Here is a 17,303-nt window from a genome sequence, read left to right as displayed (position 1 = left end):
CTTATGACAGAACATAAGCCAGACATAATGTATGGTACAACAATTATTACGGTACGAAAAGGTGGAAAAGTCGTGATGGCCGGTGATGGTCAGGTCTCTCTTGGGCAGACAATTATGAAAGGTAATGCACGTAAAGTGCGTCGTCTTGGAAAGAACGGAGTGGTTATTGCTGGTTTTGCAGGTGCTACGGCAGATGCTTTCACATTACTGGAAAGATTGGAAACAAAGCTTGAGCAATATCCTGATCAGCTTATGCGTGCATGTGTAGAACTTGCAAAAGATTGGCGAACAGACCGCTATTTGCGTCGTCTCGAAGCAATGATGCTCGTGGCTGATAAGAAAGTAACTTTGGCTCTAACAGGGCTTGGTGATGTTTTAGAACCAGAAGATGGGGTTATGGCAATTGGCTCTGGAGGAAATTTTGCTCTTTCAGCAGCGCGTGCACTCATGGACTTGGATTTGGATGCAGAAACTATTGCTCGTAAAGCTATGGCTATTGCCGCTAAAATTTGTGTTTACACCAATGATCATTTTACGATTGAAACATTGGATGCAGAATTATCTTCTTTAGAGAAAGCTATTTAAATGTGTGTTGTATTTTCCCCTCGTGAGACTGTTTCTGAACTTGATCGTTTTATTATTGGCCAAAATGATGCCAAACGCTCTGTAGCTATCGCACTGCGCAATCGGTGGCGTAGACAACAGCTTGATGAGCCGATGCGTGAAGAAGTTATGCCAAAAAATATTTTAATGATAGGGCCAACAGGTGTTGGTAAAACTGGTATTGCACGTCGATTAGCAAAACTTTCTGGAGCACCCTTTGTTAAAGTAGAAGCGACTAAATTTACTGAAGTTGGTTATGTGGGACGTGATGTTGAGCAAATTATTCGAGATCTTGTTGAAATTGCCATTTCTCTTGTGCGTGAAAAGAAACGGGATGAAATAAAAGAAAAGGCTCACGTGAATGCTGAAGAGCGCGTTTTAGACGCCCTTGTTGGTAAAACAGCCAGTCCCGCTACCCGTGATAGTTTTCGCAAAAAATTGCGTGAAGGTGAATTGGATGAGAAAGAGATTGAAATTGAAGTCGCCGATAATAATAGCAATAGTGCTTCAACCTTTGATATTCCTGGTATGCCTGGGGCACAAATGGGTATTATGAATTTATCAGATATTTTGGGCAAAATGGGTAGTCGTACAAAAGTTCGTAAGACGACAGTAAGGGATGCTTTTAAGCCGCTTATTGATGATGAATCTGAAAAACTCCTTGATCAGGATCAAATTATTCAAGAAGCGCTTTGTGTTGCTGAAAATGACGGGATTGTTTTTATTGACGAGATTGATAAAATTGCAACTAGGGATGGTGGAGCCAGTGCTGCCGTTTCGCGTGAGGGCGTTCAACGTGATCTTTTGCCTTTGGTTGAAGGAACAACGGTTAGTACAAAATATGGGCAAATCAAAACAGATCATATTCTTTTTATTGCCTCAGGTGCATTTCATGTTTCTAAGCCATCTGATTTATTACCGGAACTTCAAGGACGTTTGCCCATTCGTGTGGAGCTAAACCCTTTAACAAGAGAAGATTTACGGCGTATTCTAACGGAACCAGAAGCTAGTTTGATTAAACAATATATTGCTCTTATGGCAACAGAAGAGGTTCATTTGGAAATTACCGATGATGCAATTGATGCTTTAGCAGATATTGCTGTAGATTTAAATGCAAGGATTGAAAATATAGGGGCACGTCGTTTGCAAACAGTGATGGAGCGCGTTTTGGATGAAATTTCTTTCACGGCACCTGATAAAGCTGGAACATCCTTTACAATTGATGCCGCTTATGTGAGAAAATCTATTGGCGAGCTTGCTGCTGATATCGATCTTTCACGTTTTATTCTTTAGAGTTATCGCTTTTTTTCTTTATCTGCGCGCTTCGATAATTTTGAAACCATGGGCTTGTTCATGTATCAACACTGTGCGGAAAATATTTTTTAATAATGTTTCATAAGGCAGGTGGCGGTTTGCAACAAAAAGCAGGCTGCCGCTTGGTTTTAGGCACTTTGCAGCATTTATAATAAAATTTTTTCCTAATGAAATATCTGTCGTTTGTTGCGTGTGAAACGGTGGGTTTGAAATGATTGTGTCATACAGATTTGTGATAGGTTCATGCACAAGGTCGTGCCAATAAAAATGAATTGAAAAAGGAGCTGTTATGGATTTAAGGTGCTGTTTTGCCGCTCTCAAAGCGTTGTAGTCTGCTTCATAAAGGTCGAGAGCGGTGAGTTTTTCACTTCTTTCAAGCGCAACGTGAGAAAGATAGCCCCATCCAGCACCAAAATCAGCCGTTTTTCCAGAAATAACTTTGGGCATATAAGAAGCAAGTGCAGCGGATCCTGGATCAATACGTCCGTGTGAGAACATACCAGAAGTGGTTTGAAATTTACCAAAAGTGAGCGGTGGTGAGCGCAATTGTGCAATGTTATGTCTCTCAATTTGTTGAGGAACTTGCAACCAAAATACAAGACCGTGATTTTTAGACAATTTGTTGGTGATGGGAACAATTGTTTTGACCCACTTCATCATTGAAGCAGCACCAGCAGTTTTATTCCCACTGATTACAATCCATCCATTGGGTTTAACGCATTCTAATAAATCAAGAAAACAATTTTGGTTAAAACCACGATATTTGCTCAAATGTAAAAATGCACCATCATAGCTGAAGGTTTTATCTATTTGAGGAGAGCAGTGAAATTGAGTATCGACAAATTTTAAAAAATCTGGTCGCCAAGGCGTAATAACTTTTAAATTCTGTGCCCATTCTGGAGCTGGGATTTCTGTTAAACCGAAACTTAACCAACATTGGTTTGGATTAGGATACGGGAGTTCATGATTTTCAAAAGGCAAAAATAATAACACATATGACTCTTTCAAAGAAAAATGCCACTCCAATGTTGGGATGGCATTTCATGATACGATAAGAGGAAAAACTTACTCTTCTTTTTTCTTGCGGCGGTGCTTATTTTCAGGTTGTTTTTTTTCATCCACGCACTTTTCTTCATTCATCACTTTATCACCGGTGATTTCCTTTCCGGTTTTTTGATCAACAACCTTCATTGATAACCGAACTTTTCCACGCTCATCAAAGCCCATTAATTTAACCCAAACTTTGTCACCTTCCTTCACAATATCGGTTGTTTTGGTGACGCGTTCTGATGCAAGCTGAGAGATATGAACGAGTCCATCACGAGAACCAAAGAAGTTTATAAATGCACCAAATTCTGCAGTTTTTACAACTGTTCCTTGGTAGATAGCACCAACTTCAGGCTCATCGACAATAGAATGGATCCAGCGTTTTGCTGCTTCAATGGTTTTAGCATCAGCAGAAGCAATTTTAATGGTACCATCATCTTCAATATTAATTTTTGCTCCAGTTTGTTCCACGATTTCCCGAATAACTTTACCACCAGAGCCGATAACATCACGGATTTTATCGACAGAAATATTCATAACTTCGATTCGTGGAGAAAATTCACTCAGCTCAGCACGTGCACTGGTTAAAGCTTTTGCCATCTCATTGAGGATATGGATTCGTCCACCTTTGGCTTGTTCAAGCGCGATTTTCATAATCTCTTCGGTAATACCATCAATTTTGATATCCATTTGCAAGGCAGTAATACCATTTTCTGTTCCTGCGACTTTAAAGTCCATATCTCCAAGATGATCTTCATCCCCTAAAATATCAGATAGAACAGCAAAGCGTTCTCCTTCTTTAATCAAGCCCATAGCAATACCAGCAACAGGGCGTGCTAAAGGAACGCCGGCATCCATGAGAGCAAGTGAGGTCCCACAAACCGTTGCCATAGAAGAAGATCCATTGGATTCAGTGATTTCTGAGACAGCACGAATAGTATAAGGAAAAGATTCTTTCGTTGGCAACATGGGGTGAATTGCTCGCCATGCCAATTTGCCATGTCCAATTTCACGACGACCAGGAGAACCAAGGCGTCCCGTTTCACCCACTGAAAATGGTGGGAAATTGTAATGGAGAAGGAATGTTTCCTTATACATTCCCGTTAAGGAATCAACATATTGTTCATCTTCACCAGTTCCTAGTGTTGCAACGACAATAGCTTGTGTTTCTCCGCGGGTAAAGAGTGCTGATCCATGTGTGCGGGGTAAAATACTTACTTCTGATTGGATAGGGCGCACGGTAGAAAGATTGCGTCCATCAATCCGCTTTTGGGTATCAAGAATATTCCCGCGAACAATCTTTGCTTGCAACTGTTTAAATACGGTTGCAATTTGATCTGCACTAAACTTACAGTCTTCTTCTGTTTCGGGCATAAATTTATTGAGGATTTCTGTCTTTAGTGCATCAATTGCAGCATAACGTTCTTGCTTATCAGTAATTGTGTAAGCCTTTCGTATATCCTGTTCTGCCATTTTCTGCATTGCTTTTTCAAGTTCAGAAAGATCTTCAGGAACAAAATCACGAGGATCTTTTGCAGCAACTTCAGCAAGCTTTATAATGGCATCAAGGACAGGTTGAAGGCCTTTGTGACCAAACATCACAGCACCCAACATGATATCTTCCGGTAATTCTTGTGCTTCTGATTCAACCATCAAAACAGCACTTTCTGTTCCAGCAACAACAAGATCAAGTTTTGATTCAGGCATTTCATCGATATGAGGATTGAGAACATATTGTCCATTACAATAGCCAACGCGGGCACCAGCTATAGGCCCTATGAAAGGAACACCTGACAGGGTCAATGCAGCAGAAGATGCAATCATCGCAAGGATATCGGGATTATTTTCGAGATCATGCTGTATAACGGAAACAATCACTTGCGTATCATTTTTATATCCCTCAACGAAAAGGGGACGAATTGGGCGATCAATCAAACGTGAAACCAAAGTTTCATTTTCACTTGGTCGACTTTCACGTTTTAAATAGCCCCCAGGTATTCTACCAACAGCATAGGATTTTTCTTGATAATTAACAGTGAGTGGAAAAAAATCCTGGTCTGGTTTTGGACTTTTGGCTGATACAACGGTTGCTAAGACAATAGTTTCTCCATAGGTAGCAATCACTGCACCATCAGCTTGACGTGCTATTTTCCCTGTTTCAAGGGTGAGAGGACGCCCAGCCCATTCAATTTCTATCTTGTGCGTTTTGAACATTTTTTATCCTTAATGACCAGTGTTTAAATCTTTGATTGCTCACATTCTGGTTTTGCGTAGCATATTTCCAAGCTCTGGGGTGGACAACATACTTTTTATCTTTGTTACGAGAAGAGAGAAGTAAACTGCCTTAAATGCAAAATGATGAGCAGTCCTATCCCATAATAACTTGTCAGTTTTTAAATTTTTTAATTAAAAGCAATACGTTGAAAAAATGGGCGGTTTTTTTTAACACCACCACCATTTTTCTTTTAGCGACGCAAACCTAACTTCTTGATAAGTGTCTGATAACGATTTTGGTCAACTCCTTTAAGATAATCAAGAAGGCGCCGGCGTTGAGACACCATCTTCAAAAGACCACGACGAGAATGATTATCCTTTTTGTGAGATTTAAAGTGGTTTGTTAAATTAGAAATACGTTCAGAAAGTACAGCAATCTGTACTTCCGGTGATCCTGTATCACCAACTTTATTTGCGTATTCTGCGACAAGAGCTTGTTTACGTTCAGCTGTAATCGACATCGTATTATCCTTTCCAAAAACGAAGAAACATAAAGTCACCCATAGCCGAGATGTCGTTCAGCAAGGGTCTGTGAGGAAACAAGAAGAGTCGAAGACTCTTACCTATTTTCGTCCTTATATAGGAAAGAAGGTTAAAATACTAGTCCTTGACAGCATTTTGAAGTCTTTCTTTAAATAAAAGCTTTTGTTTTGAAATATTGATTTAAATAGAGTTTTATGAGAAGTTTTTTTAAGAATTATGCATCCTTTTGATACAAAGATTATGAGCGTGTGTGTGCTAACAAAGATGATAAATACCGATTTGGAGGAAAAAGATGCAGAGCATTTCAACATTAAAACTTTTTCGTAATTCGGTATTTCGAAATTTATGGTCATCTACTCTTATTTCTAATTTAGGGGGGCTGATACAGGCTGTTGGAGCAGGGTGGTTAATGGCGTTGATCAGTTCTTCGCATTCCATGGTGGGGCTTGTTCAAAGTGCCACAACATTACCACTTGTTATGTTTTCTTTGATGGCAGGGGCATTAGCGGATAATTTTAATCGGCGTCAAATTATGTTGTGTGCGCAGATTATGATGATGGTCATATCCATGAGTTTATCTGTTTTAGCCTATATGGGATTTCTAACACCTTGGCTTTTGTTATGTTTTACGTTTTTGATTGGATGTGGTACAGCTTTTTATAATCCTTCTTGGCAAGCAACGATAGGAGATATTGTGAGCAGGGAAAATATTCCTGCTGCTGTTAGTTTGAATAGTGTAGGCTTTAATTTGATGCGGAGTGTTGGTCCTGCTATTGGCGGTGCCATCATTGCAACTTTGGGGGCATCTGCTGCTTTTTTGTTTAATGCTATAAGCTATATTCCTCTTATCGGTGCGTTATTTTTCTGGAAGTCGAATTATAAAAAAAACTCATTGCCACGAGAAAGGCTGTTAGGAGCTGTCTCAGATGGTTTGCGTTATGTTGCGATGTCACCTAATCTCCTGAGTATTATGGTTCGAGCGTTCCTTTTTGGTATAGGAGCTATTTCTATTTTAGCACTTTTGCCAATTGTTGCGCATAAAGTTCTTGGAGGAAGTGCCCTTCTTTATGGTACATTGCTCGGTTGTTTTGGGTTAGGAGCCATGATAGCAGGTATTATTAATGCAGTTGTACGGCATCATTTTCGTTCAGAAACAATTATTGCAAGTGCATTTATTGGTTTCGCCTTTTCTTGCTTTTTATTGGGAATCAGCCGTTCACTAATTATAAGCCATATCGCTTTATTTCCTGCAGGTTTATGTTGGGTTTTGGCATTATCATTGTTTAATACATCTGTACAACTCTCTACACCACGCTGGGTTGTTGCACGTTCTTTAGCACTTTATCAAACGGCGTCTTATGGGGGGATGGCTATTGGAAGTGCAATCTGGGGAGGCTTAGCTGATGGTTATTCTCCAACAATTGCTTTGAGTATCTGTTCTCTATTCTTGATTTTTGGTGCTCTTGCGGGGGTAAAATTTAGAATTCAAGAAATTCCTCAGATAGATTTAAATCCTCTTGATCATTTTAGAGAGCCGGAACTATTACTCGACCTCAAAGCAAGAAGTGGTCCGATCATGATAATGATTGATTATCAAATTCATGAAAATGATCTCGAAGAGTTTCTCAAAGTGATGACGCGTCGACGCCATATCCGGTTACGTGATGGTGCGCGTCAGTGGGTCCTTTTACGAGATCTTGAAAGACCTGAATATTGGACAGAGGCTTATCATATGCCAACATGGGTGGATTATTTACGCCATAATCATCGTCGTACAAAAGCGGATGCAGAAGTCAATAAGCGTTTGCGTCATTTAAATTGTGCTCCTAACGGCATAAGAGTGCATCGTATGATTGAACGCCAAACAATACCCCAAGCCAATGAGATGCTTTTAAAAGCCTCCTCTGATCATCTCCCTTAGGGTTAAAACAGTTTTTGTAAAATATTAAATACGTTAGTTAATATTATTTCGATCGATTTGTTAGCATAATCATAACAAAAAATTGCTGTTTAAATGGTTAATAAATTGATTTATAATGATTATTTGTCGTTTTTCATGTTGAGTGATAGTCCTAAAAATCTTAAGCTTTTCTCGTTTCAAATCTATTTAGAGTAAATCAGTCCAAATCTTCGCTTGCACATTACAAATGAGGGTTAAAGTGTGAGTAAAAAACGATTGAATAAGAAATAAAAAGCCTCTTATGAATCCTTTTAAACGCAAGGATTGTTGCGACATTAAGAGGAAAAAGTGTGTGGTGGTGTTAGTTTATAGCACTGACTTAAATTTTGATATGAATACGGTAAATATAGACAATGGAAAGTACCATATTTTTCTTAATTGATAGAGAAAAATATCTTTCCGCAAAAGGTAGGTGAGGAAAAGAATCGATTAAATTGTGAAAATCCGCTTCGGTTTAAATAAACTTTCGTCGAGGGTGCCAATGGCAAGAAGTTGTTCTTTGTAGAGGACAAAAATCTCATCTTCGTCAAGAGGTACTTTGTGATGACTTAAGAGGATAGAATGCCCCTTTATAATTCTCTGTGCTTGAGTTTCATTAAGGATATAGTGAGGGAGGCAATCCAATGCAGCGCTTGTTTCAATTAAGAGCTCATCGAGTGTTGTGAAGTTTTTTTCAAAAGAACGATTATTTTCATCTGTAGTGTTTTTATTTGGCGGAACGGCCGCTTTTAGTTCGTCCCATGTAATGAGATCTTCTTCATCAAAAGGTGCGACGGAAATACGCCTTAAATCAGCAATATGCCCATAGCAACCTAGATCACGTCCCATATCGCGTGCTAAAGAGCGCACATAAGTTCCTTTTCCGCAGGTTATTTCAAAGACAGAGTGCTTTTTAGTAGGCATTTCTAATAATTTGAAAGTTTCTATTTCCACTTCACGGGGCGGAATTTCAACAACTTCCCCTTCACGCGCTAAATCATAGGCACGATTTCCGGCAATTTTTATTGCTGAAAATTGCGGAGGCGTTTGCAAAATAATACCTGTATATTGAGGAAGAAGAGCAAGTATTTCTTCTTGTGTTGGACGTTTGAGAGAAGTTTTCGTTATTTCGCCCTCTAGATCATCTGTTGAACGCTCTTCTCCCCAAGCGATATGAAAACGGTAAGTTTTTTTGCCTTGCATCACGTAAGGGACGGTTTTGGTTGCTTCGCCCAATGCAATGGGAAGAAGACCAGAAGCAAGAGGATCAAGTGTTCCTGCATGTCCTGCCTTTTGTGCATGAAAGAGCCATTTGATTTGTGAGACAGCTTCTGTTGATTTCATTCCTTTTGGTTTATCAAATATGACCCAGCCAGAAACAGGACGCCCTTTTTTTTTGTGTTGCCGTGCCATATCTTTAATCCTCATCTTTATCACTATGGTGAAGATCGCGTGCAACCTCAGGCGAGCGAAGGAGAGCATCAATTTTTGAAAAATTATCAAAACTATTATCAAGTCGGAAACGCAGTTCAGGCATATATTTCATTTGTCGCAACGCATGACTGATTTCTCCACGGAGAAAACGACTATGTTTATTGAGGGTATCAACAACATCGGTATGAGAAGCATTTTTAAGAGTGCTGAGAGGTGATACAAAGCAAGTAGCAATTTTTAAATCTGGTGACATACGTACTTCAGAGACAGAAATAACAATATCTTTCAAGATATCATCAAGCAAAATATCACGCTGTAATATATGCGCTATTGCATGACGTACTTGCTCTGCTACTCTAAGTTGCCGTTGTGATGGCCTTGCATTTTTCATCAAAGTTTTATCCTTGCTACAAGATCTCTTTTTTTGACCATTTAGATAAGGGAAAAGAGATATTGTGTATAAAACCTAATAACTTTCTTCATTTTACAACAGAGTAAAGTTATTGGATTATTTTATAATGTGCGATTAATATGTTCGATACGGAAGATCTCAATGATGTCTCCTGCGCGCATGTCTTCATAATTTTCAAAGGCTATTCCACATTCTTGACCACTTTGCACTTCATTGACTTCATCCTTAAAGCGCTTGAGTGTTTTCAGCTTTCCTTCGTGAATAACGATATTATCGCGGATAAGGCGAACACCGGCTCCTCGTTCTATTTTACCTTCTGTAACACGACATCCTGCAACTTTTCCAATTTTTGTAATGTTAAAGACTTCTAGAATTTCAGCATTACCAAGGAAAGTTTCACGCTGTTCTGGTGAGAGTAATCCAGACATGGCAGCCTTGATATCGTCAACAAGATCATAAATGATGTTGTAATAACGAATTTCAATTCCTTGTGTTTTAGCAAAATCACGTGCTTGCTTATTGGCTCGAACATTAAAACCAATTACAGCAGAGTTAGAAGCTTCCGCAAGAGAAATATCACTTTCGGTAATTCCTCCAGCACCAGAATGTACAATACGCGCACGAACCTCATCATTTCCGAGTTTTTCCAATGCTGAAGCGATTGCTTCAATTGATCCTTGCACATCCCCTTTTATAATAAGAGAAAATTCCTTAACACCAGTCGTTTGCAATTTTGTCATCATCTGCTCAAGAGAACCACGCAAACCAGTTTGCCGCGCAACAGCTTTATCACGTGCTAATCGTTGACGGTATTCAGAAATTTCACGCGCTTTTGCTTCATGTGTGACAACAGCAAAACGGTCTCCGGCTTGTGGCGTTCCTTGCATGCCTAAAATTTCAATCGGTGTAGATGGAACGGCTTCTTTGACATGGCGGCCATGGTCATCAATCAAAGCACGCACACGACCCCATTCATTTCCGGCAACTATAATATCAGAAGGGTGTAATGTACCTTTTTGAACAAGAACTGTTGCAACAGATCCACGTCCGCGATCCAATTTGGCTTCAATGATAACGCCCTCTGCAGTTCGTTGAGAATCTGCTTTCAGATCAAGCATTTCAGCTTGAAGAAGGATAGCTTCGAGAAGTTTATCAAGATTTTGACCAGTTTTAGCAGAAACTTCAACGTCCAAAGTTTCTCCGCCCATAGTTTCAACAAACACTTCATGTTGTAAAAGTTCTGTACGCACTTTTTGTGCATTCGCAGCTGGTTTATCAATTTTGTTGATAGCAACAATGATAGGTACACCAGCGGCTTTCGCATGATTGATTGATTCAATCGTTTGGGGCATAACACTATCATCAGCGGCTACAACGAGAACAGCAATATCGGTAACACGAGCTCCACGTGCGCGCATAGCCGTAAATGCAGCATGTCCTGGTGTATCAATAAAGGTAATTTTTTGACCGTTTTGTTCTACTTGATAGGCACCAATATGCTGCGTAATACCTCCCGCTTCGCCAGAAACAACATTTGCTTTACGAATAGCATCCAAAAGAGAAGTTTTTCCGTGGTCAACATGGCCCATAATGGTTACAACAGGAGGGCGCTGCTGCATGTTTTGAGGATTATCTGTTATATTAAAGATACCTTCCTCTACGTCAGATTCTAAAACACGTTTAACAGTATGGCCAAATTCAACAGCGATGAGTTCGGCAACATCTGCATCAATAACATCGCCAGGTTTCATCATTTGTCCTTGTTTCATCAAGAATTTAATCACATCAACAGAACGCTCAGTCATACGTTGTGCGAGCTCTTGAATGGTAATCGTTTCAGGAAGAACAACTTCGCGAGAAATTTTTTCTCTTGGTTCTTGATTTTGTGCACGCTTAAACTTTTCCTGTCTACGCCGCATTGCAGCCATTGAGCGTCCACGTGCGCTTCCTTCTTCGTCCAGTGCACTATTCAGAGTTAGCTTTCCGCGTCGCCGCTCATCAGCTCCTTTGACAACTTTTGGTACACGTATTTCTGATTTAGCAGGATTAGCACGCCGACTATGCCGTTCTTCCTCTTTATTTTCATCTATTTTGCGTTTTTCAACCACAGTTGTGTTTTTAGGCGCAATAGGAATATCTGTCTGTTCAATGAGAGGAGGAACAGGTGGAGCCTGTACTGGCGATATTTCTTCTTCTTGTTGGAGATGTATTTCTTTTTCTTTAATTTCTTGCTGTAAAATTTCTTCACGCTCTTTAGCGCGTCTTGCTTCTTCTTCGGCTTGTTCTCGCGTTATTCTTTCTTGGATATGTGCTTCTTCTAATGCGCGAAGTCTCGCTTCCATTTCAGTTGATGAAAGATTGCTTTTGGTCATAGATTCTTGAGGCTTTTTTCCCTCAAAACGCGGCTTAGAGCGCTGGGCGGCCACATGCGGCTTTGTAATGGGCTGTGGGGTTTCAGCTTTTTCATCAGGTCGCGTAATTTTACGCCGTTTGGTTTCGACAACGACAGCCTTCGTACGGCCATGGCTAAAATTTTGTTTGACCGTGCTCGTTTCCAAGACAGACCGCTTGAGAGTTAGTGTCTTCTTGACTGTTGTTTTGTCGTTGTTATTTTCACTCATTGTATTTCCTTCACGGCTTGTGCCGTCATCTCACTAGGCTTACTATGCTTGTCGTCACGATAGCTGATCAATTTATATGTCGTTTTGAGAAATCCCTCAGCAGCTTTTGTGTCCAATAAGGCCGCGTGCATTACAGGATTAGAGCCAAAAGCCACTCGCATTTCATCACTTGTAAATAAAGATATGATTTTTATAGTCCGATTTGTTTGTTGTTGTATTGAATGGATGGCCTGTGCAATTTTTCGTTTCCCATCTTCTGTTGTTTCTTTAGCATGAAGTACAAGAATAACTTTACCAGAGCGGATAGCAGCATCAACCTTTGTTGCTCCCATAACAATTGCTCCCGCTTTTCGTGCCATAGAAAGGCTTGAAAGAGCAGCTTTTAGTAAAAGCGTATCAACAACATGCACAAGATTTGGTGCAACCTCAACATCTGTTTTAAAGTTTCTATGAAAAGCTTTCTGTTTGATTGCTTTCTCAATAACAGCATGATGGGCAGAAATCCAAACGCCACGCCCTGGTAAATTCGCTTTAAGATCAGGAACAATTTGGTTATTGGGACCAATAACAAAACGGATCAGCGTTTGTGCTGAAGCATTTTTTCTAGTCACAATGCAAGTCCGTTCATTCATTTAAAGTGTATCCACATCCAAATCATCTGTTTTTTCATTTTCTGCAGAATTTTCATCTTCTACAGGATTTTCTGTAACAAGATCAGCTTGGTCTATCCAGCCTGCTTGTACACGTGCGGCTAAAACCATAGCTTCTGCATCCGCGCGTGTAATGTCAAAAGGGGTTAAAATACCAGAAAAATTCTGTGTTTGACCTTCTTTGCGTTCTCTCCAACCAGCTAAATCATCAACGGCATAGCCAGCAAAGTCTTCTATTGTTTTTACACCATCCTCACCTACAGCAACCAACATAGCACTTGTCATTCCAGGAAGTGTTCGCAATTCGTCAGAAACTCCGAGTTTTTTGCGTTTTTCATCAAGTTCTTTTTCTTGATGATCAAGATATTCGCGGGCACGACTTTGGATTTCAGCGGCGGTATCATGGTCAAAACCATCAATAGAAGCGATTTCTTCAAGATCAATATAGGCGATTTCTTCAATAGAAGAAAAACCCTCTGATGCCATAACCTGCCCGATCATTTCGTCAACCTCTAAGGCTTCCATAAACAATTTACTCCGTTCAGTAAATTCTTTTTGACGATTTTCAGATTCTTCCTTTTCCGTTAAAATATCAATGTTCCATCCTGTTAGTTGCGAAGCCAAGCGAACATTTTGTCCACGTCGTCCAATAGCAAGGCTAAGTTGATCATCTGGCACAATAACTTCAATCCGTTCAGCATCTTCATCAAGGATGATTTTAGAAACTTCAGCAGGTTGCAGTGCATTAACGACAAATGTTGCCGCATCAGGCGACCAAGGAATAATATCAATTTTTTCGCCTTGTAATTCAGCAACAACAGCTTGTACGCGACTTCCTCGCATTCCAACGCATGCTCCAACAGGATCAATGGAACCATCGCGTGAAACAACGGCGATTTTAGCCCGTGAACCTGGATCACGAGCAACAGATTTGATTTCTATAATACCATCATAAATTTCTGGCACTTCCATAGTGAAAAGTTTTACCATAAATTGGGGATGTGTGCGTGAAAGGAAAATTTGCGGACCACGCGTTTCACGGTGTACATCATTGACAAAAGCACGAATACGATCTCCATAGCGGAATGATTCACGAGGAATTAATTCATCACGGCGCACAATAGCTTCACCACGCCCGAGATCAACGATAACATTACCATATTCCACACGCTTAACTGTACCAGAAATAATTTCACCAACTTTATTTTTGAATTCTTCATATTGCTGATCACGTTCTGCGTCGCGTACTTTTTGTACAATAACCTGTTTAGCAGATTGTGCTGCGATACGTCCAAAATCCATAGGAGGTAAAAGATCAGCAAAAAAATCACCAATTTTTGCTTCTGCTTGATGTTTAAGAGCATCAGACAAAGTAATTTCCGTTGTGTAGTCTTCAACGACATCAACGATTTTAAGCAGGCGCTGTAATTTAATTTCACCTGTTTTAGAATTGATTTCAGCACGGATATTTGTTTCTTGACCATAACGAGAACGTGCTGCTTTTTGAATAGCATCAGCCATCGCAGAAATGACAATTTCACGGTCGATTGACTTTTCACGTGCAACAGCATCTGCAATTTGCAGAATCTCAAGCCTGTTAGCGCTTGTAGCCATCAATTTTCTCCTTCTTTGTGCCACACGATGGGTATTTCCCAGTGATATTATTTTTTGAAATTGAGCGTCTGTATAGAGTCGTTAGCTTTCTCTTCAGCAATGAATTGTTGACTTAACTCTTTATTTTTTTTCAATGCATCGCGAATAAGCTCATCGGTAAGCACTAAATGCGCATTTATGATATCACAAAAGGAAATAGGGGTATACATGGCTTCTCCATAAGCAGCTTTATCAGTGTTTAAAATAAATCCATCTTGCGTGATATTTGTAAGTGTCCCGCGAAATTTTCGGCGCCCATCAATTGTTATTTTGGTTTCAATTTTTGCAAGATGCCCTTGCCAATGAAAAAAGTCAGATTTTCTTACCAATGGACGATCAATTCCAGGTGATGAGATTTCTAAATGATATTTGCGTTCAATAACATTTTGTACATCAAGAAGGGGGGAAACAGTTCGACTAACAGTTTCACAGTCTTCTACGGTCATAGAACCATCGGCACGTTCAACCATAATTTGAAGTGTTAAACCATTTTGACCAAGAAGTTTCACACGAACCAAACGAAAACCTAAAGGTTTAAGTAGTGGTATGACAAGAGCAGCAACCTGTGCTTCGATACCATCTTCTTCAAACAGGCGTGGTTCGTCAAGATTGCTTATTTTTTCAGCTTCGTTCATACATTTTATCCAAGTTATTTTCATCAGTTTTATGATATTAAAAAAGAGCGGGTCCAACGGCCCACCCTTCATCATAAGACCAAGAATTTAGCTATTGATACTCTTAAATTCAAAATTTTTCAAGTTGTTTATGAGAAAAGCGCTTGATCATTTATTTCTTGATAAAGGTAAGATAGGCGGGCGTCCGTCCTTCGCGTAAAGCTTTTGCTTCATAGCGGGTTCCTTTCCATAGTGGATAAGGGAGTTTCCAGTCTTGAGGGCTTTCTGCTTTCCATTCAAAGTGATCATGTTGTGCACAATGGTACAAAGTCCAGTTTACATAACTGTCTATATCGCTAGCAAAGCGAAAAATTTTCCCTATTTTAAGAACACGAGCAAAACGGTTAAGATTTTTTGTGTTGATGAAACGTCGTTTCCAGTGTTTCTTTTTCGGCCAAGGATCAGGATAAAAGAGGTCTATTCCATCAAGCGAGTTATCAGGGAGCCAATCAAGGAGGCGTGTAGCATCATCATTATAGAGGCGAAGATGATTTTGATAGTTTTGATGCTGTTCAAGGGACAACAATATTTTTGCCATGCCATTGATAAAGGGCTCGACGCCGATAAAACCGGTTTTTGGAAAATATTCCATTTCATGAAGTAAATTTTCACCTCCACCAAAGCCGATTTCAAGTCGAATTTCTCTTACTTTGCTTGAAAATAAGGATGTAAGGTTTGAGGGAGGAGGGACATTTAAATCAATATTTAAATTGGGGAGAAGCATTTTTATACGTGTAAGCTGACTGTTTCGAAGTTGTTTTCCTTGTCGGCGTCCAAAAAATGCTTCACTCTTGCGTGTATTATATTTAATCATGGGATTTGGATCATTGTTTGAAGCGTTTTCACGAGATCAGTTTTTTCCCATGAAAACGAACCATCGTGTTTTGGTTTTCGCCCAAAATGACCATAGGCAGCTGTTTTCGCATAAATAGGTTTATTGAGGTCAAGATGTTTTCGAATGCCGGTAGGTGAAAGGTCCATTATTTTGCGAATGGCTGCTTCAATAACTTTTTCATCGACTTTTCCTGTTCCGTGAAGATTGAGATAAATAGATAAAGGTTGTGCAATACCAATTGCATAAGAGAGTTGAATGGTGCATCGCTCTGCTAAATGAGCAGCAACAATATTTTTAGCCAGATAGCGTGCCGCATAGGCTGCAGAACGATCAACTTTTGTTGTATCTTTTCCTGAAAAAGCACCGCCTCCATGGGGTGCTGCACCTCCATAAGTATCCACAATAATTTTGCGTCCTGTTAATCCGGCATCGCTTTGAGGACCACCAATGACAAATTTTCCTGTTGGGTTAATATACCAACTGCATTGATCTGCAATGGGAATGTCATGTAAAGCTTGACGAATGTAAGGTTCAACCACTGTACGTACCTTGTTGGAATCCCAGCTTTCATCGAGATGCTGCGTTGAAAGAACAATGGATGTGACCTCTATCGGTTTTCCATTTTTATAGCGTATGGTTATTTGGCTTTTAGCATCTGGTCCTAATTTTCCAGCTTCTCCCTCTCCTTTATGACGGGCTGTGGCAAGAAGTTTGAGAATTTTATGCGCATAATAAATCGGCGCAGGCATGAAATCAGGTGTTTCACGGCAAGCATATCCAAACATGATGCCTTGATCACCTGCTCCTTCTTCACCATGCCGATCCGTAGCATTATCAACTCCTCTTGCTATGTCAGCTGATTGAGGGCGCAAAAGAACATCAATTTTAACAGTTTTCCAATGGAAACCTGCTTGTTCATAGCCAATGGTACGAATAGCACGGCGCGCTGCTGTACGAAAACGCGTAGGATTAATGAGTGGAAAGCCAGTTTCATCATAGATAAATTCTTTATTTTTATCTTTTTTTAATAGCGTATCGGGAACACGCACTTCACCAGCGATAACAACACGGTTGACACTGACGAGAGTTTCACAGGCAACGCGTATTAACCATGGATCAGTACCAGTTTTTTCAGCTTCTTTATAGATCATATCAACAATTTCATCGGAAATACGATCACAAATTTTATCAGGATGTCCTTCCGATACCGATTCGCTCGTAAAAAGATAATCTTGATGCGGCATAGGAACTCCTTCAAAAAAGAAAATCAACGATTTAATTAATTTCTTACTAAAGTTGTCACGATTTGCTAATTCTACAGCAAATCGTCAATGAAAATTTATATGAATAAAAGAGAAAAGATA

14 protein-coding genes are annotated in these 17,303 nt (G+C 39.8%); 3 read left to right on the top strand and 11 right to left on the bottom strand.

Features of this window, described 5'->3' with window-relative positions; genetic code table 11:
• Positions 1 to 3: 3 nt before the first annotated feature.
• The gene (gene hslV, locus ACFIJ7_RS03660; protein ID WP_012754621.1) at positions 4 to 585 is read left to right on the top strand and encodes an ATP-dependent protease subunit HslV; all 582 of its coding nucleotides are present in this window, start codon (positions 4 to 6) and stop codon (positions 583 to 585) included.
• Complete coding sequence (gene hslU, locus ACFIJ7_RS03655) at positions 586 to 1,896, top strand: ATP-dependent protease ATPase subunit HslU (RefSeq protein WP_375644640.1); 1,311 nt, start codon at positions 586 to 588, stop codon at positions 1,894 to 1,896.
• 18 nt (positions 1,897 to 1,914) lie between these two features.
• Here the strand turns inward: hslU and ACFIJ7_RS03650 are convergent, their stop codons facing one another.
• From ACFIJ7_RS03650 to rpsO, 3 genes are all read right to left on the bottom strand, one after another.
• A complete protein-coding gene (locus ACFIJ7_RS03650) occupies positions 1,915 to 2,910 on the bottom strand; it encodes a class I SAM-dependent methyltransferase (protein WP_375635995.1) in 996 nt (331 codons plus the stop codon).
• Between the two features lie 72 nt (positions 2,911 to 2,982).
• Positions 2,983 to 5,178, bottom strand: coding sequence for a polyribonucleotide nucleotidyltransferase (pnp, locus tag ACFIJ7_RS03645; protein ID WP_375635994.1), 2,196 nt, complete (start codon positions 5,176 to 5,178; stop codon positions 2,983 to 2,985).
• Positions 5,179 to 5,429: 251 nt separating this feature from the next.
• Positions 5,430 to 5,699, bottom strand: a complete 270-nt coding sequence (rpsO, locus tag ACFIJ7_RS03640; protein ID WP_005774142.1) for a 30S ribosomal protein S15 — start codon at positions 5,697 to 5,699, stop codon at positions 5,430 to 5,432.
• Between the two features lie 314 nt (positions 5,700 to 6,013).
• On the opposite strand from rpsO, the gene ACFIJ7_RS03635 reads away from it, so the two are divergent.
• Positions 6,014 to 7,642 carry an MFS transporter gene (locus ACFIJ7_RS03635; RefSeq protein WP_375635993.1) on the top strand — a complete coding sequence of 543 codons (1,629 nt, stop codon included), beginning with the start codon at positions 6,014 to 6,016 and terminating at the stop codon, positions 7,640 to 7,642.
• 468 nt (positions 7,643 to 8,110) lie between these two features.
• On the opposite strand, the gene truB is transcribed toward ACFIJ7_RS03635, so the two are convergent.
• From truB to metK, 8 genes are all read right to left on the bottom strand, one after another.
• Positions 8,111 to 9,073, bottom strand: a complete 963-nt coding sequence (truB, locus tag ACFIJ7_RS03630) for a tRNA pseudouridine(55) synthase TruB (RefSeq protein WP_375644639.1) — start codon at positions 9,071 to 9,073, stop codon at positions 8,111 to 8,113.
• 4 nt (positions 9,074 to 9,077) lie between these two features.
• Positions 9,078 to 9,485 carry a 30S ribosome-binding factor RbfA gene (rbfA, locus tag ACFIJ7_RS03625; RefSeq protein ID WP_375635991.1) on the bottom strand — a complete coding sequence of 136 codons (408 nt, stop codon included), beginning with the start codon at positions 9,483 to 9,485 and terminating at the stop codon, positions 9,078 to 9,080.
• A gap of 122 nt (positions 9,486 to 9,607) precedes the next feature.
• Positions 9,608 to 12,127, bottom strand: a complete 2,520-nt coding sequence (gene infB / locus ACFIJ7_RS03620; RefSeq protein WP_375644638.1) for a translation initiation factor IF-2 — start codon at positions 12,125 to 12,127, stop codon at positions 9,608 to 9,610.
• Positions 12,124 to 12,759, bottom strand: a complete 636-nt coding sequence (locus ACFIJ7_RS03615; RefSeq protein ID WP_375635989.1) for an RNA-binding protein — start codon at positions 12,757 to 12,759, stop codon at positions 12,124 to 12,126. The genes infB and ACFIJ7_RS03615 overlap by 4 nt, the downstream gene beginning before the upstream one ends.
• Entirely contained in the window at positions 12,760 to 14,391 is a 1,632-nt protein-coding gene (gene nusA / locus ACFIJ7_RS03610) for a transcription termination factor NusA (RefSeq protein WP_375625637.1), read from the bottom strand.
• A 47-nt stretch (positions 14,392 to 14,438) separates the two neighbouring features.
• Entirely contained in the window at positions 14,439 to 15,089 is a 651-nt protein-coding gene (gene rimP / locus ACFIJ7_RS03605; RefSeq protein WP_012754631.1) for a ribosome maturation factor RimP, read from the bottom strand.
• A gap of 127 nt (positions 15,090 to 15,216) precedes the next feature.
• Positions 15,217 to 15,918: a tRNA (guanine(46)-N(7))-methyltransferase TrmB gene (locus ACFIJ7_RS03600; protein ID WP_375644637.1), complete on the bottom strand. Its 702-nt coding sequence runs from the start codon at positions 15,916 to 15,918 to the stop codon at positions 15,217 to 15,219.
• The gene (gene metK / locus ACFIJ7_RS03595; RefSeq protein ID WP_273787797.1) at positions 15,915 to 17,183 is read right to left on the bottom strand and encodes a methionine adenosyltransferase; all 1,269 of its coding nucleotides are present in this window, start codon (positions 17,181 to 17,183) and stop codon (positions 15,915 to 15,917) included. The genes ACFIJ7_RS03600 and metK overlap by 4 nt, the downstream gene beginning before the upstream one ends.
• Positions 17,184 to 17,303 lie beyond the last annotated feature (120 nt).

Source organism: Bartonella sp. MR100HLJHH (genome assembly GCF_042194215.1).
In the GTDB taxonomy this organism is placed as follows: Bacteria; Pseudomonadota; Alphaproteobacteria; order Rhizobiales; family Rhizobiaceae; genus Bartonella; species Bartonella grahamii.
The sequence above is the reverse complement of the archived record's forward strand: the minus strand, read 5'-3'. Positions and strand labels throughout refer to the sequence as shown.

Coding starts and splice junctions, on each gene's coding strand:
- hslV (WP_012754621.1), top strand. CDS start 4: ATGACAGAACATAAGCCAGACATAATGTATGGTACAACAATTATTACG.
- hslU (WP_375644640.1), top strand. CDS start 586: ATGTGTGTTGTATTTTCCCCTCGTGAGACTGTTTCTGAACTTGATCGT.
- pnp (WP_375635994.1), bottom strand. CDS start 5,178: ATGTTCAAAACGCACAAGATAGAAATTGAATGGGCTGGGCGTCCTCTC.
- rpsO (WP_005774142.1), bottom strand. CDS start 5,699: ATGTCGATTACAGCTGAACGTAAACAAGCTCTTGTCGCAGAATACGCA.
- ACFIJ7_RS03635 (WP_375635993.1), top strand. CDS start 6,014: ATGCAGAGCATTTCAACATTAAAACTTTTTCGTAATTCGGTATTTCGA.
- truB (WP_375644639.1), bottom strand. CDS start 9,073: ATGGCACGGCAACACAAAAAAAAAGGGCGTCCTGTTTCTGGCTGGGTC.
- rbfA (WP_375635991.1), bottom strand. CDS start 9,485: ATGAAAAATGCAAGGCCATCACAACGGCAACTTAGAGTAGCAGAGCAA.
- infB (WP_375644638.1), bottom strand. CDS start 12,127: ATGAGTGAAAATAACAACGACAAAACAACAGTCAAGAAGACACTAACT.
- ACFIJ7_RS03615 (WP_375635989.1), bottom strand. CDS start 12,759: ATGAATGAACGGACTTGCATTGTGACTAGAAAAAATGCTTCAGCACAA.
- nusA (WP_375625637.1), bottom strand. CDS start 14,391: ATGGCTACAAGCGCTAACAGGCTTGAGATTCTGCAAATTGCAGATGCT.
- rimP (WP_012754631.1), bottom strand. CDS start 15,089: ATGAAAATAACTTGGATAAAATGTATGAACGAAGCTGAAAAAATAAGC.
- ACFIJ7_RS03600 (WP_375644637.1), bottom strand. CDS start 15,918: ATGATTAAATATAATACACGCAAGAGTGAAGCATTTTTTGGACGCCGA.
- metK (WP_273787797.1), bottom strand. CDS start 17,183: ATGCCGCATCAAGATTATCTTTTTACGAGCGAATCGGTATCGGAAGGA.